At 72.6% G+C, this 13,678-nt stretch carries 10 protein-coding genes; 5 read left to right on the top strand and 5 right to left on the bottom strand.

Translation table 11 applies throughout. The features are described 5' to 3' along the window. Positions 1-380: 380 nt before the first annotated feature. Positions 381-1,184 carry a ribosome hibernation promotion factor gene (locus ABWI07_RS16285; RefSeq protein WP_353819029.1) on the bottom strand — a complete coding sequence of 268 codons (804 nt, stop codon included), beginning with the start codon at positions 1,182-1,184 and terminating at the stop codon, positions 381-383. A 51-nt stretch (positions 1,185-1,235) separates the two neighbouring features. Then, a complete protein-coding gene (locus ABWI07_RS16280; RefSeq protein ID WP_149259927.1) occupies positions 1,236-1,439 on the bottom strand; it encodes a DUF1918 domain-containing protein in 204 nt (67 codons plus the stop codon). Between the two features lie 179 nt (positions 1,440-1,618). Here ABWI07_RS16280 and ABWI07_RS16275 point away from each other — a divergent pair, with 179 nt between their 5' ends. After that, entirely contained in the window at positions 1,619-2,569 is a 951-nt protein-coding gene (locus ABWI07_RS16275; RefSeq protein WP_149259926.1) for a ribose-phosphate diphosphokinase, read from the top strand. Positions 2,570-2,629: 60 nt separating this feature from the next. On the opposite strand, the gene ABWI07_RS16270 is transcribed toward ABWI07_RS16275, so the two are convergent. Beyond that, the gene (locus tag ABWI07_RS16270; RefSeq protein WP_160160938.1) at positions 2,630-3,928 is read right to left on the bottom strand and encodes an erythromycin esterase family protein; all 1,299 of its coding nucleotides are present in this window, start codon (positions 3,926-3,928) and stop codon (positions 2,630-2,632) included. 455 nt (positions 3,929-4,383) lie between these two features. On the opposite strand from ABWI07_RS16270, the gene ABWI07_RS16265 reads away from it, so the two are divergent. Both ABWI07_RS16265 and ABWI07_RS16260 read left to right on the top strand, forming a co-directional pair. Then, positions 4,384-5,682 carry a serine hydrolase domain-containing protein gene (locus tag ABWI07_RS16265; protein ID WP_353819027.1) on the top strand — a complete coding sequence of 433 codons (1,299 nt, stop codon included), beginning with the start codon at positions 4,384-4,386 and terminating at the stop codon, positions 5,680-5,682. 81 nt (positions 5,683-5,763) lie between these two features. Beyond that, the gene (locus tag ABWI07_RS16260) at positions 5,764-6,972 is read left to right on the top strand and encodes a serine hydrolase domain-containing protein (RefSeq protein ID WP_353819026.1); all 1,209 of its coding nucleotides are present in this window, start codon (positions 5,764-5,766) and stop codon (positions 6,970-6,972) included. Here ABWI07_RS16260 and ABWI07_RS16255 read toward each other — a convergent pair. Next, complete coding sequence (locus ABWI07_RS16255; protein ID WP_353819025.1) at positions 6,957-10,622, bottom strand: hydantoinase B/oxoprolinase family protein; 3,666 nt, start codon at positions 10,620-10,622, stop codon at positions 6,957-6,959. The genes ABWI07_RS16260 and ABWI07_RS16255 overlap by 16 nt on opposite strands. A gap of 86 nt (positions 10,623-10,708) precedes the next feature. Between ABWI07_RS16255 and ABWI07_RS16250 the strand changes: the two genes are divergently transcribed. Together ABWI07_RS16250 and ABWI07_RS16245 are read left to right on the top strand one after the other, a co-directional pair. Continuing rightward, entirely contained in the window at positions 10,709-11,590 is an 882-nt protein-coding gene (locus ABWI07_RS16250) for a universal stress protein (RefSeq protein ID WP_149259923.1), read from the top strand. A gap of 5 nt (positions 11,591-11,595) precedes the next feature. Next, the gene (locus tag ABWI07_RS16245) at positions 11,596-12,984 is read left to right on the top strand and encodes a phosphoribosyltransferase family protein (protein ID WP_353819024.1); all 1,389 of its coding nucleotides are present in this window, start codon (positions 11,596-11,598) and stop codon (positions 12,982-12,984) included. Positions 12,985-13,048: 64 nt separating this feature from the next. Here the strand turns inward: ABWI07_RS16245 and ABWI07_RS16240 are convergent, their stop codons facing one another. Beyond that, positions 13,049-13,564, bottom strand: a complete 516-nt coding sequence (locus ABWI07_RS16240; RefSeq protein WP_353819023.1) for a DUF2267 domain-containing protein — start codon at positions 13,562-13,564, stop codon at positions 13,049-13,051. Positions 13,565-13,678: the final 114 nt, after the last annotated feature.

Below are 13,678 nucleotides of genomic sequence, written 5' to 3'. Positions count from 1 at the left end.
GGGGGTGGGTCGCCCGGGCGGGCGGGGGCGCGGAACCTTTCCGCGTCCCTGCCGGCGCGCACGGCGGCGAGCGGGGGCCCTTCCGCGCATGCCGCGGCGCCGGTGGCGCGGTGACGACGGTCGCGGGCATGGCCGTGCCCCCGGATTCGGCCGGCCTTGTGGGCCGCGTGCGAATCCACTGAAATCCGAACATCACCGTATTCAGACTTTGGTTACTGGATAGTAAGCAGGGGTGGTGTGCGCCGCAAGACCCGAACTCGGGGGATTTCTTGTCACCTGGTGGGGGAATGCATGGGCGGACCGAATCGGCCCTGGAGAGGGGCCGATAAGGGGTCGCGGGCACCGAAGGGCGGCTCCGACCGGGGCCTCGCCGTTCCGGGCTACGCGGGGATGATCAGGCCGTAGTGCCCGTCGTAGCGGTGGTAGAGCACGTTGCCCCGTCCCGTCCCGGCGTCGCGGAAGAACACCCAGCGGCGCCCGGCCTGCTCCAGATGCTCGATCGCCTCCCGGACGGTCAGCTTGGGCGCCGGACGCGGGCTGACCGTCAGCGGGACGGCGCGGGGCGCGCCCACCTGCTCGCGCGGGGTCGCCTGCGCCAGCCGGTACCCGTGGTCGGCGGGGTAGATGACGCTGTCCTCGCCCGTCTCGATGTCGCGGAACAGCAGGAACCCGTAGTCCAGCACCTCCATGTCGAAGGCCGCCTCGTCGGGCGTCTCGGCGGTAAGCGTGAACGACTTGTGCCGGATCAGCTCCCGCTCCTCCGGCGGGCGCGGGTAGTAGTCCGGCCGGTGCGTCGGCTCGGCGCCGTGCCGCCACTCGTGCGGGCCCGTCGCGGGACTCGACGGGTAGGCGCCCCGGCGGGCCTCCCAGTGCCGGGAGATCCGGTCGAGCCGGTTCAGCAGCCGGTCATGGAGCCGGTCGACGGCCTCGGACATGGTCGGCGCCGCCACCTGCGCCCGGACGAGGCGGCCGTTGACGTCCAGGTTGGCCTGGGCCGTCGCCGGGCGCTCCACCGCCGGGTCCGGCGACATGGTCAGCTTCACGCGCGCGAACAGCACCGGCTCCGGCGCGTGCCGGAACACCGCGCTCACCTTGGAGCGCGCGTAGTCGGTCGAGCCCTCCGGCACGCTTCCCCGGTGCTCCACGGCCACCTCGGGCGCGGCGCTGGTCCTCGTCCGGTCCATGACATCCCCCCGTTGCTCTCCTGCTTCGGCCGCTCTGCCGCTCCGGCGGCCCTAGTGCTTCGACCACTCGGCCGGCTGGTGCTCGATGGTGGAGTCCGAGGACGGGTAGAAGGTGCTCTCGTGGCCGTCGTCCCACCGCACCAGGTAGGGCGGCTCCCCGTCGTGCCCGTGGACTTCCAGGATCTCGGCCCTGCGTCCGGGGTCGCCCACGTGGTGCCCGTGGATGATCAGCCGGTCGCCTTCGCTGGCTCGCATCGTGTCCCCCTCACGTCGCGCCTGAGAGTCCATCGTGGGGTCGCGCGGCAGGGCGTCACCAGGGCCAAAGGTCCATATTCCCGCAGGTCAGCCATATTCCACCGGATATGCGGAGCTTCCGGCTATATGGCGGAGGGCGGGGAAGGAGTCCGGGGAAGCGGCCGACGACAGGAGGGGCGATGTCCAGCCCGACCACGACGTCGATCCGGATCGTCTCCGGGACGGCCCATCCGGGGCTCGCCGCCGCCGTCGCGGCCATGCTGGGCATCCGCCCGGTGCCGAGCGAGGTGGAGAGGTTCCCCGACGGCGAACTGCGGCCGGCCGTGGACGGCGTGCAGGGCGGAGACGTCTACGTGGTGCAGCCCACCGGGCCCGCGGTCGACGACCACCTGGTCGAGCTGCTGCTGCTCCTGGACGCGTGCCGCCGGGGCGGCGCCAGGACCGTCACCGCGGTCGTCCCGTACTTCGGGTACGCCCGCCAGGACCGCCGCGGCCGGGCCGGGCAGGCGGTGGGCGCCAAGGTGGCGGCCGGCGCGCTGGCCTCGGCGGGAGCCGACCGGCTGGTCGTGGTGGAGCCGCACACCGTCGCCCTGGAGGCGGTGTCCCCGATCCCGGTGGAGATGCTGACGGCCGTGCCGATCCTGGCCGACGCGCTGGCGGAGCCGACACCGGAAGCGGCCGTGCTGGTGGCGCCCGACCTCGGCGCGGTCAAGCCCGCCGAGCACTACGCGCGGCTGCTGCGGCGGCCGGTCGCCGTGGTGCGCAAGACGCGGCTGTCCGGCGAGCGGGTGCACGCCGAGGAGCTCGTCGGGGACGTGGCGGGCCGGCCCGCGGTCATCGTGGACGACATGATCAGCACCGGCGGGACGATCGAGGCGGCCGTGCGCGTCCTGCTGGCCCGCGGCGCCGCCCCCGACATCACCGTGGCCGCGGCCCACGGTCCGCTGGTGGCCGCCGCCTGGGACCGGCTCGACGGGCTTCCGATCCGCTGCCTGCTGGCGACCGACACCCTCCCGGTGGCAGGGGCGCGGGCGTCGCTGCGGGTCCGGTCCGTGGGGCCGCTGATCGCCGACGCCATCGGCCGCCTGCACAGGGGGCAGTCCCTGGAAAGCCTGATGGTGCGGGAGTGACGCGGTCCGCAGGGACGCCGAACGGGCCGGGCCCGTCAGGACCCGGCCCGCTCACCGGTGCTAGTGGCCCGGCCCCAGCGGAATCCCCGGGATCAGGTTGGACGGCGTCGTGTCGCGCAGCTCGTACAGGATGCTGTAGGTGAGTCCCAACGGCTGCATGATGTTGTTCTCCTCCACGGCCGTCGGCGAGTACACCGCCGTGATGTAGCGGACCTGGTGCTCCTCCCTCAGCCATGAGCGGGCGGGCTCGTCCACCGTGCGCATGTCGACGTAGTACTTGGGGTAGCGCACCCGGTTGAGCACCTGCTCGGCGTTGATCGGCGGAGGCGGGCCCACGGTGAACCTCCGGATGTACCCGGTGTCCTCGTCGAGCGCCGTGAACGTCCCCTTGTAGAAGCTGGCGCCGATGGCCACGTAGCCCGGGCCGAGGATCTCGCGCAGCCAGGTCCCCTGCCGCTTGAACGTGTGCCCCGGCTCCTCGCCCAGGTACCCGACATGGGCGTTGTGGGCGGAGAGCAGGACCTTGCTCTTCATGTAGCGGTACCACCACACGGTGTTCAGCGCCATGGCCTCGTCGCGGGGCCCCGAGAAGTCCTCGGCGGCGTGGGTCTTGGCGATCCAGTACGCCACGTTCGCCTGCTGCTCGGCCCATTCCGCCGCCCTGCGGGGAGCGCCCTGGCGCAGGCTCCTGACGATCTGCAGGGCCTTCCACGCCTGCCGCTGCACCTGCTGCCGCTCCGCCATGGGCTTGGCGTCGTACCACCGCTCCCAGGTGTTGAGGTCGGTGGTGGGGATCAGCCCGTCGTAGAGGGCCTTGAGCTTGGGGATGAGGTCCGCGCGGCCGCGCTCGCGCACGTACCGGAAGATCTCCTTGAAGATCACGATGTTCGTGAAGTAGACGTCGTCGCCCATGAACTGCAGGGGCCGCTGCTTCGGATGCGTCACGTTGTAGTGCCGGATCCACTTGATCAGCCGCAGGTAGTCCTCGTTGGCGAACAGGCGGTAGTTCTGCTGGAACTCCTGCCGCATGATCGCGGCCGGGTCGCCCTTGCCCCGCAGGACGTACTCGTTGAGCCGGAGCCCGGTGCCCCAGTTCAACTCCAGCATGAACGTCGTGAACCCCTTCTCCTTGACCAGGTATTCGAAGACCCGGTGCTTGAAGGCGAAGAACTGGTGCGTGCCGTGGGTGGCCTCGCCCAGCCCCACCACGGGGGTCTCGCCGATCATCCGGCCCAGCGCGCGCAGGTCGCGCGTCTCGTGGTCGGGCTCGGTGGTCAGCAGGGGATGCGCGCCGCGGTCGAGCGCGCGTACCACTGCCTCCTCGCGGTTGGGGACGGATTCCTGGGCGCGCGCGGGCACTGGCGTGAAGGTCCCCACGCCGAGCGCCAACGCGGCGACGAATGCCGGAAATCTACCGGCACGGAGCAACGACATATCTGCCGACCTCGCAATAGGTGAATGGTGAGGAGCGAAGCGTCCAGGGTGAATTGCCCGCTTCGCCGTCGCTCGTGGCCGTCGTCCCGTGATGTGGGATTTGCGGACGTGAAACGCCGCCGTTCCCGCGGCCGTGCGACCTGAGGTGATCTTCCCATTCGTGATCTCTGGTCATCACCCGGAAAAGGTAAACCTTGCATCGAGGCGGCCTAATAGCACTTATCCGTCCATTATCGAAAGGCGGGAGCCGCCGACCGCGCCCGGCGGGGAGCCGTGCGAGAGGCCGGGCGGCTCCCCGCCGGGTATCCCCCGCCCTTTGATCGGTTCAAAATCCCACCTATCATACAGACTGTGGGCATGTTGCTACTTACAGTGACAACATGCTGATCACAAGGACATGCAGGCGTACTCAGGGCATCGCCCTCGCCGCCCTGGCCCTCACCGTCGGGCTGAACATGACCGGGGGCGCGACGGCGGCCGTCCAACGACCGCATGAGACCGGTGGCGGCGGATCAGGGAAGGCGCCGCAGGCCGTCCTGGACGAGGCCGTGCGGGAGGGCGCTCCCGGCGCGCTCGCGCAGTCGCGCACGCCCCACCGGATCCTGAACCTCTCCAGCGGGGTCGCCGACCTCGCGACCGGGCAGCCGCCGCGAGCGGACATGAAGTTCCGGATCGCCAGCATCACCAAGACGTTCGTGGCGACGGTGGTCCTGCAGCTCGTCGCCGAAGGGCGGCTGCGCCTGGACGACACCGTCGCCAAGGTGATCCCGGGTGTCGTCCACGGCAACGGGTACGAGCCCAACAAGATCACGATGCGGATGCTGCTCGACCACACCAGCGGCGTCGCCGACTACACGGGCAACCCGCGCATCACGGAGATCGCCCTGGCCGACCCGCGGCACGACTTCACACTGCGGGAACTGGCCGACGCCGGCCTGGAGTACCCGCCCGACTTCCCGCCGGGGACCTCATGGCGCTACTCCAACACCAACTACGTGCTGCTCGGCATGGTCATCCAGGCCGTCACCGGCCGGACGTACGTCCACGAGATCAACAAGCGGATCATCCGGCCGCTGCATCTGCGCAGCACGTACTTCCCCGGCACGGACCCGCGGATCCGCCCGCCGCACCTGCACGCGTACGTGCCTGCGGAGGACGACCCGTCGCGGCTGGAGGACAACACCAACATCAACACCACGTTCGCGCGCGCCACGGGCGACCTGATCTCCACGGTCGGCGACCTCGACCGCTTCGACTCCGCCCTGCTGAGGGGCCGGTTCCTGCCCGCGCGGCTGCTGGAGGAGATGCTCCGTCCGACGCCGGGCTCCCACCCCTTCCCCGGCAGCGCCATGTTCCGCTACGGACTCGGGGCGATCATCGCCACGCCGCCCTGCGGGGTCAGGGTGTACGGCAACGGCGGGACGCTGGACGGCTGGGAGAGCTGGATGGGCGGCACGCGCGACGGACGGCACATGATGTCGTTCGTCTTCACCACCACCGCGGTCAACCAGATCAAGCTCACCGAGCAGGCGGTGACGGCCGAATACTGCTCCCACATGCCGCGCACCGACTCCAAGGGCGGCTCGGGAGCGCACAAGGGCGCCGACTCGGGGGCCGCTCACACCGCACCGGGGCCGCGCCTCGTGCCGCGCCGCAGCCCCGCTCACACCGCGCCGTAGCCGACCGCCGCCGGGTGTCCCGATGACGAGGACGTCTCCGGCACCGACCTTGGCATTCACCTGATCTGAGGGAGTGGCAACATGATGACTCTGAGGACATGCACGCGCGCCGGGGGCATCGCCTCCGCCGCCTTGGCCCTTGCCGTCGCGGTGAACACCGCCGGTAGCGCGGCGGCGGCCGGCCAGCGACCGCACGAGAACGGCGGCGGCGGATCTGGGAAGGCGCTGCAAGCCGTCCTGGACGAGGCCGTACGGGAGGGCGCCCCGGGCGCGCTCGCCCAGTCGCGCACGCCGCACCGGACTTTGAACCTCTCCAGCGGGGTCGCCGACGTCACGACTGGGCGTCCGCCGCGGGCGTACATGAAGTACCGGGTCGGCAGCATCACCAAGCTCTTCGTGGCGACGGTGGTCCTGCAGCTCGTCGCCGAAGGGAGGCTGCGCCTGGACGACACCGTCGCCAACGTGATCCCCGGCGTCGTCGAGGGCAACGGGTACGAGCCCGACAAGATCACGATGCGGATGCTGCTCAACCACACCAGCGGCGTCGCCGACTACACCGACAACCCCCGGATCGAGGAGATCGCCGTCACCGACCCGCGGCACGACTTCACCCTGCGCGAACTGGCGGAGGCGGGGGTGGAGTACCCGCCCTACTTCCCGCCCGGCACCTCGTGGCGCTACTCCGACACCGACTACGTGCTGCTCGGCCTGGTCATCCGGAGCGTCACCGGCCGGAGCTACGTCCACGAGATCAACAAGCGGATCATCCGGCCGCTGCACCTGCGCAGCACCTACTTCCCCGGCACGGACCCGCGGATCCGCGGCCCGCACCTGCACGGATACACGCCCGTGGCGGACGACCCGGCGGAGCTGAGGGACACCACCGAGGTCAACATCACCTTCGCGCGCGCGTCCGGCGACATGATCTCCACGGTCGGAGACCTCGACCGCTTCGACTCCGCCCTGCTCGGCGGACGGCTCCTGCCCGATCGGCTCCTGCGGGCGATGCTCCGACCCGTCCCCGGATCGCAGCCCTACCCCGGCAGCGACATGTTCCGCTACGGACTCGGGGCGGTCATCGCCACCACGCCCTGCGGCGTGAAGGCGTACGGCAACGGCGGCACCCTGGACGGCTGGGAGACCTGGACGGGCAGCACGCGAGGCGGGCGGCACTCCATGTCGTTCGTCTTCACCACCGACGCCGTCAACCAGGTCCGGCTCACCGAGCAGGCGGTGACCGCCGAGTACTGCCCGGACACCACCCGGAAGGGGGCTCACACCGCGCCGTAGCCGCCGCCGCCGGGCGTCTCGATGACGAAGACGTCTCCGATGCCGACGGGCAGCGAGTCGCAGCCCTCCATCGGCGTCACGGAGCCGTCGGCGCGCTCCACCCACTGCCGTCCCGCCGTGCCGGGCCCGCCCCCCGCCATCCCGTACGGCGGGACGCGCCGGTGGCCCGACAGCGTGGTCACCGTCATCGGTTCGAGGAAGCGGATGCGGCGCCGGCCGCCGTCGCCACCATGCCGGCGGCCCGGCCCGCCGCTCCCGCGCCGGATCTCGAAGCTCTCCAGCAGGACGGGGTAGCGCCACTCCAGCACCTCGGGATCGGTGAGCCGGGAGTTGGTCATGTGCGTCTGGACGACGTCGGCGCCGTCGAAGCCGTCCCCGGCGCCGGAGCCGCTGGCCACCGTCTCGTAGTACTGGTGGCGCTCGTTGCCGAAGGTGACGTTGTTCATCGTCCCGGAGCCCTCCGCCATCACGCCCAGCGCGGCGTACAGGGCTCCGGTCACGGCCTGGGACGTCTCGACGTTGCCCGCGGCCACGGCCGCCGGGTACTCGGGCGCGAGCATCGAGCCCGGCGGGATCTTCACGTGGAGCGGGGTGAGGCAGCCCGCGTTGAGCGGGATGTCCTCGTCGACCAGCGTGCGGAACACGTACAGCACCGCCGCCATCGCCACCGACGACGGCGCGTTGAAGTTGCCGGCCGACTGGGGCGAGGTGCCGGTGAAGTCGATCTCCGCCGTCCGGGCGCGGCGGTCGACCCGGACCGCGACCCTGATGACCGCGCCGTTGTCGAGCTCGTAGGCGTAGGAGCCGTCGCGCAGCGCCGTGATCACCTGGCGGACGGCCTCCTCCGCGTTGTCCTGGACGTGGCGCATGTAGGCGTGCACGACGTCCAGCCCGAAGTGGCGCACCATGTCGCGCAGCTCGCCGACGCCCTTCTCGTTGGCGGCGATCTGGGCGCGCAGGTCGGCGAGGTTGTCGAGCGGGTTGCGGGACGGGTGGAGCGCCGAGCCCAGCAGCTCGACCGTCTCGGCCTCCCGGAGCCTGCCGCCCTCGACCAGGAGCCAGTTGTCGATCAGGACGCCCTCCTCCTCGACGCGCCGGCTGAACGCCGGCATGGACCCCGGCGTGATGCCGCCGATCTCGGCGTGGTGGCCCCGGGACGCGACGAAGAACGAGATGTCGGCGGCGCCGTCCCCTGTGGTGCTGTTCTGCGCCGCCCCGGACTCGACGTCCCCGAGGAAGACCGGGGTGACCACGGTGACGTCGGGCAGGTGGGTGCCCCCGTGGTAGGGGTCGTTGAGCGCGTACACCTCGCCCGGCCGCATGCCCCCGGTGGCCCGCCGCCGCCTGATGAGCTCCTTGATGGACGCCCCCATCGAGCCGAGGTGCACGGGGATGTGCGGCGCGTTGGCGATGAGCTCGCCGCCCGCGTCGAAGATCGCGCAGGAGAAGTCGAGGCGCTCCTTGATGTTGACCGAGTGCGCCGTGCTCTGGAGCCGGACGCCCATCTGCTCGGCGATCGACATGAACAGGTTGTTGAAGATCTCCAGCATGACGGGGTCGGCCTCGGTGCCGACGGCGTGCCCGCCGGGCCGGGCCGCCACCCGGTCGAGGAGGAGGTGGCCGAGGTCGTTCACCGTCGCCCGCCAGCCCGGGTCGACGACGGTCGTGGCGTTGGCCTCCGCGATGACCGCCGGGCCCGGCACGGTGTCGCCGGGCCGCAGCAGGTCCCGCCGGTACAGTTCGACGTCGCGCCAGTCGCCGTCGACGTGCATCGGGACGCGCGCCACCGCGGCCGGGCCTTCGCGACTCCTGTCGCCCGGCCCACCTGCCGCGGCGCCTGCCGACACCGCTTCTGCCGGGACCGACTCCGCCGACGCCGCCCCGGACGACACCGCCTCCACCGACACGGCCTCCACGACGATCTGCTTGTCCCGCATGAGGAAGGAGAAGCGCCGCTGGTAGATCCCCTCGAACTCGGCGACCATCGCCTCCACGTCGCCGGCCTCGACCAGCAGGGCGGTGTCGGTGCCCGCGTAACGCAGGTGGGCGCGGTGCACGACCTGCCTCGCGTCCATCCCCTCGTCCCGCAGCTCGTCGCGCGCGTCGCGCTCCAGCCTGTCCAGGACCGCGTCCAGCTCGGGCAGCAGGTCCTCGGCCAGCGGGGCCTCCACCGCGCACTCCCGCATGGCCGTGACGTCGGCCAGCCCCATCCCGTACGCCGACAGCACCCCCGCCAGCGGATGGATCAGCACCTGCCGCATGCCGAGCGCGTCGGCGACCGCGCACGCGTGCTGCCCGCCCGCGCCGCCGAAGGTGGCGAGCACGTAGCCGGTCACGTCGTAGCCGCGCTGGACGGAGATCTTCTTGATCGCGTTGGCCATGTTCGCCACCGCGATGCGCAGGAACCCGGCCGCGACCTCCTCGGGCGGGCGGCCGTCGCCGATCCCGTCCGCCAGGGCGGCGAAGCGGTCCCGGACGACCGCGGCGTCCAGGGGCTGGTCGCCGTCCGGGCCGAAGACGTGCGGGAAGTGGTCGGGCCTGATCCGTCCCAGCATCACGTTGGCGTCGGTGACGGTGAGCGGGCCGCCGCGCCGGTAGCAGGCCGGGCCGGGGTCGGCGCCGGCGGAGTCGGGGCCCACCCGGTACCGGCCGCCGTCGAAGCGCAGCACCGATCCGCCGCCGGCCGCGACGGTGTGGATGCTCAGCATCGGCGCCCGCATCCGCACCCCCGCCACCTGCGTCTCGTACTGGCGCTCGAACTCGCCCGCGTAGTGCGAGACGTCGGTGGACGTCCCGCCCATGTCGAACCCGATGACGCGCCGGAAGCCCGCGGCGGCGGACGTGCGCGCCATGCCCACGATGCCGCCCGCCGGCCCGGACAGGATCGAGTCCTTGCCGCGGAACCCGTGCGCCTCGGTGAGGCCGCCGCTGGACTGCATGAACATGATCGGCGCGCCGTCCAGCTCGCCGGACACCTCGTCCACGTACCGGCGCAGGATCGGCGAGAGGTAGGCGTCGACGACGGTGGTGTCGCCGCGCGAGACCAGCTTCATCAGCGGGCTGGTCGCGTGCGACTCCGAGACCTGGGGGAAGCCGGTGCGGCGCGCGATCCGCCCGATGGCGGCCTCGTGGACGGGATGCCGGTAGGCGTGCATGGTCACGATCGCGACCGAGCGGAACCCGTCGTCGTACGCCGCGCGCAGCTCGCGCTCGACCGCGTCCTCGTCGAGCGGGACGACGACCCGCCCCCGCGCGTCGACGCGCTCCCTCGCCTCGATCACCCGCGCGTAGAGCAGCTCCGGCAGCACGATCTCGCGGGCGAAGATGCGCGGGCGGTTCTGGTAGGCGATCCGCAGCGCGTCGCGGAAGCCCTCGGTGATGACCAGGACGGTCGGCTCGCCCGTGCGTTCGAGCAGGGCGTTCGTCGCCACCGTCGTGCCGAGCCGCACGCCCGCGATGTCCTCCGCCGGGATGCGCTCGCCGGGCGCGACCCCGAGCAGGTGCCTGATCCCGGCGACGGCCGCGTCCCGGTAGCGGTCCCTGTCCTCGGACAGGAGCTTGTGGGTGACGAGCGCGCCGTCCGGCCGCCGGGCGACCACGTCGGTGAACGTGCCGCCGCGATCGATCCAGAACTCCCAGCGCGCCGCCATGGCGACCTCCGAAACGGCTTCTACCTGGGCAGTTTCCGTTCGGTGAGGATGGAAACACCCTCGCGGTAGAGGAGGGGAGGCGGCCGATGGACGATCACGGGAAGATGCGGTCCGTCCTGGTCGGATACGACGGGTCACCCGCCGCCGAGCAGGCGCTCCGATGGGCGGTGGACGAGGCCCGGCTGCGCGGCCTCGCCCTCACCGTCTGCCATGTGTGGCACTGGCCCTATCCAGCGCGCCCGCCGGACAAGGAGACCCTGGAGATCCTCCGCAGCGAGGGCGCGATCGTGGCCGACGAGGGCGTGCGCAAGGCGCGTGCCCTCGCCGAGGGCCTGGAGGTGCGCTGGTGCCTTGAGCGGGGGTCGGCCGCGGGCTCGCTCCTGAAGGCGTCCGAGGGCGCCGTCATGGTCGTGCTCGGTGCGCGGGGGCAGGGCGGGTTCGACGGCCTTCCGGTGGGTTCCACCGCGGTCCAGGTGGCCGCGCAGGCCGCCTGCCCGGTCGTCGTCGTCCGTTCGGCCGAGCGGCTGGACGGCGGCCGGATCGTGGTCGGCGTGGACGGCTCGGCGGCCGGCGACGCGGCGCTCGGCTTCGCCGTCGAGGAGGCGGCGCTGCACCACGGCCCGGTGACGGCGCTGTGCAGCTGGTGGGACCCGGCCGCGCTTCCCGGGCCGGACCGGGTCCCCTTCATCGACCCGCAGGCGATCAGGCACGAGGCGATCGCGCGGTTCGAGCAGGCCGTCGCGCCCTGGCGGACCGAGCGGCCCGAGGTGCTGGTCGAGACCAAGTTCGTCCTGGACGCTCCGCGGCGGGCCCTGGTCAGCGCCTCCCACGGCGCGGCGATGCTGGCGGTGGGCGCCCGAGGGATCGGCTCGCTGCCGCAGATGCTCCTGGGGCCGGTGCCTCAGGTCGCGCTCCAGGAGGCCCGCTGCCCGGTGGCGGTGGTGCCCTCGTCCGGACCGGGGAGGTGAGGGTGATGGAGTTCGCCGATCGGGCCGATGCAGGACGGCGCCTGGCCGGGCGGCTGGGCGGCCTGCGGGCCGAGGACGTCGTCGTGCTGGGGCTGCCGCGCGGCGGGGTGCCCGTCGCGTTCGAGGTCGCCCGGGAGCTGCGGGCGCCGCTGGACGTGATCGTCGTCCGCAAGCTGGGCGTCCCCTTCCAGCCGGAGCTGGCCATGGGCGCCATCGGCGAGGACGGCGTGCTGATCGTCAACGAGGAGATCGTCCGCCACACGGGGCTCGGCGAGTCCGACCTCGCCGCGGCGCAGCGGCGCGAGGAGGCCGAGCTGGAGGCCCGGGTCGAGCGGTTCCGCCGCGGCATGCCCCGGGTGGAGCTCCGCGACCGCACGGCCGTCGTCGTCGACGACGGCGTGGCCACCGGCGCGACCGCGCGGGCCGCCTGCCAGGTCGCCCGCGCCCACGGCGCGCGCCGCGTGGTCCTTGCGGTGCCGGTCGGCTCTCCCGACACGATGGCGGACCTGCGCCGGGTCGCCGACGAGGTGGTGTGCCTGCAGGAGCCGGAGCTGTTCTTCGCCGTCGGCCAGTGGTACCAGGAGTTCGGCCAGACGTCGGACGCCGAGGTGGTCGAGCTGCTGGAGCGCGCCGCGATGGCGTCGAGCCATGCCCGGCGCGGTCCTGCCGGGCCCGGCCGCGGCGGTCCCGCCGGCCGGCCCGGGGACGATCCACCCGATCCTCCTGGCGCCGGCCTCCGCAAGGATCCGCCCGGCCCCCCGGCCCTGGACGAGGAGGTGTGGATCGACGGCGGCTTCGTCGAGCTCACCGGGCACCTCACCGTCCCCGCCCAGGCCACCGGCGTCGTGGCGTTCGCGCACGGCAGCGGCAGCAGCCGGCACAGCCCGCGGAACAGGCAGGTCGCCGCCGGGCTCAACCGGGCCGGGCTCGGCACGCTGCTGTTCGACCTGCTGACCACCCGGGAGGAGCTCGACCGCGGCAACGTCTTCGACATCGGCCTGCTGGCCGACCGGCTCGTCGCCGCCACCGCCTGGCTGCGGGGGCGGCCGGAGACCGCCGGCGTCCGCGTCGGCTACTTCGGGGCGAGCACGGGTGCGGCGGCGGCGCTGTGGGCCGCCGCGGAGCCCGGCGCCGACATCGCCGCCGTCGTCTCGCGCGGCGGGCGCCCGGACCTGGCCGACCGCCGCCTCGGCGACGTCCGGGCCCCCACGCTGCTGCTCGTCGGCGGCGAGGACCGGCAGGTGCTCGGCCTCAACCGGCGCGCGCAGGAGCGCCTGCGCTGCCAGAACCAGCTGACCGTCGTGCCGGGGGCCACCCACCTGTTCGAGGAGCCGGGCGCCCTGGAGGCCGTCACCGCCCACGCCAGGGACTGGTTCCTCGCCTACATGCGCTGATCCGGCGCCCCTGGCACGGGCCGGGGCGCCACGGTCTCGGTGGGCGCCCCGGCCCGGCGGCGCCTCACATGACGGCTCTGGGGGCGCTCTCGGGACTCCTCGCTGCCGCCCGCTCCGGGGGTCGTTCCGCGGGCCGGCCGCGCCCCGCGGGCTCGCCGCCCGGCAGGAACAGCTTGCGGAGCTCCTCGGGCAGCTGCCACACCGCCTGGTCCACGGCTCCCGGGGCGATCTCGGAGGACACGACCTCCGTGACGACCGCGATCGTCTTCGGCACGTCGTCGCGCCCGATGCGCGCCTCCTCGGCGTAGTGGACGGTGACCTCGCGCAGGTCGTACTTGCGCGGCACGTGCCGGGGGCTCCACCCGTCGTAGTACACCCCGCGCAGCAGTTCCGGCAGCTGGGCGGCGAGGTGCGCGGCGGCGTCGACGGTCAGCCGGTCGCGCAGCGTATGCATCCAGGCGCGCAGCACCCGGTAGGCGAACCTGCGGTCCTCGGTGCCGAACGCGGCGGCCATATCGGCGATCCACCGGTTGGTGGTGTCGATGCTCTTGTCCAGCCCATGTATCCCTGTGAACGTCATCTCAACGGCTCCAGAGCGGTCTCGGTGAACACGGACGCTTCCAGCGTGCGACCGTCCGAGCGCGGGGCGGCAGGGACGAAGGTCCCCAGGTGGTGGAGCGTTTCCGCAGGTCCG

The organism is Actinomadura sp. NPDC000600, from assembly GCF_040492135.1.
GTDB lineage: Bacteria > Actinomycetota > Actinomycetes > Streptosporangiales > Streptosporangiaceae > Spirillospora.
The sequence above is the reverse complement of the archived record's forward strand: the minus strand, read 5'-3'. Positions and strand labels throughout refer to the sequence as shown.

What these genes read in the sequence shown, in the direction of transcription:
- ABWI07_RS16240 (WP_353819023.1), bottom strand. Translation starts at nt 13,564, where the DNA reads ATGACGTTCACAGGGATACATGGGCTGGACAAGAGCATCGACACCACC.
- ABWI07_RS16245 (WP_353819024.1), top strand. Translation starts at nt 11,596, where the DNA reads ATGGAGTTCGCCGATCGGGCCGATGCAGGACGGCGCCTGGCCGGGCGG.
- ABWI07_RS16285 (WP_353819029.1), bottom strand. Translation starts at nt 1,184, where the DNA reads ATGGACCGGACGAGGACCAGCGCCGCGCCCGAGGTGGCCGTGGAGCAC.
- ABWI07_RS16265 (WP_353819027.1), top strand. Translation starts at nt 4,384, where the DNA reads ATGCTGATCACAAGGACATGCAGGCGTACTCAGGGCATCGCCCTCGCC.
- ABWI07_RS16260 (WP_353819026.1), top strand. Translation starts at nt 5,764, where the DNA reads ATGATGACTCTGAGGACATGCACGCGCGCCGGGGGCATCGCCTCCGCC.
- ABWI07_RS16280 (WP_149259927.1), bottom strand. Translation starts at nt 1,439, where the DNA reads ATGCGAGCCAGCGAAGGCGACCGGCTGATCATCCACGGGCACCACGTG.
- ABWI07_RS16250 (WP_149259923.1), top strand. Translation starts at nt 10,709, where the DNA reads ATGGACGATCACGGGAAGATGCGGTCCGTCCTGGTCGGATACGACGGG.
- ABWI07_RS16255 (WP_353819025.1), bottom strand. Translation starts at nt 10,622, where the DNA reads ATGGCGGCGCGCTGGGAGTTCTGGATCGATCGCGGCGGCACGTTCACC.
- ABWI07_RS16275 (WP_149259926.1), top strand. Translation starts at nt 1,619, where the DNA reads ATGTCCAGCCCGACCACGACGTCGATCCGGATCGTCTCCGGGACGGCC.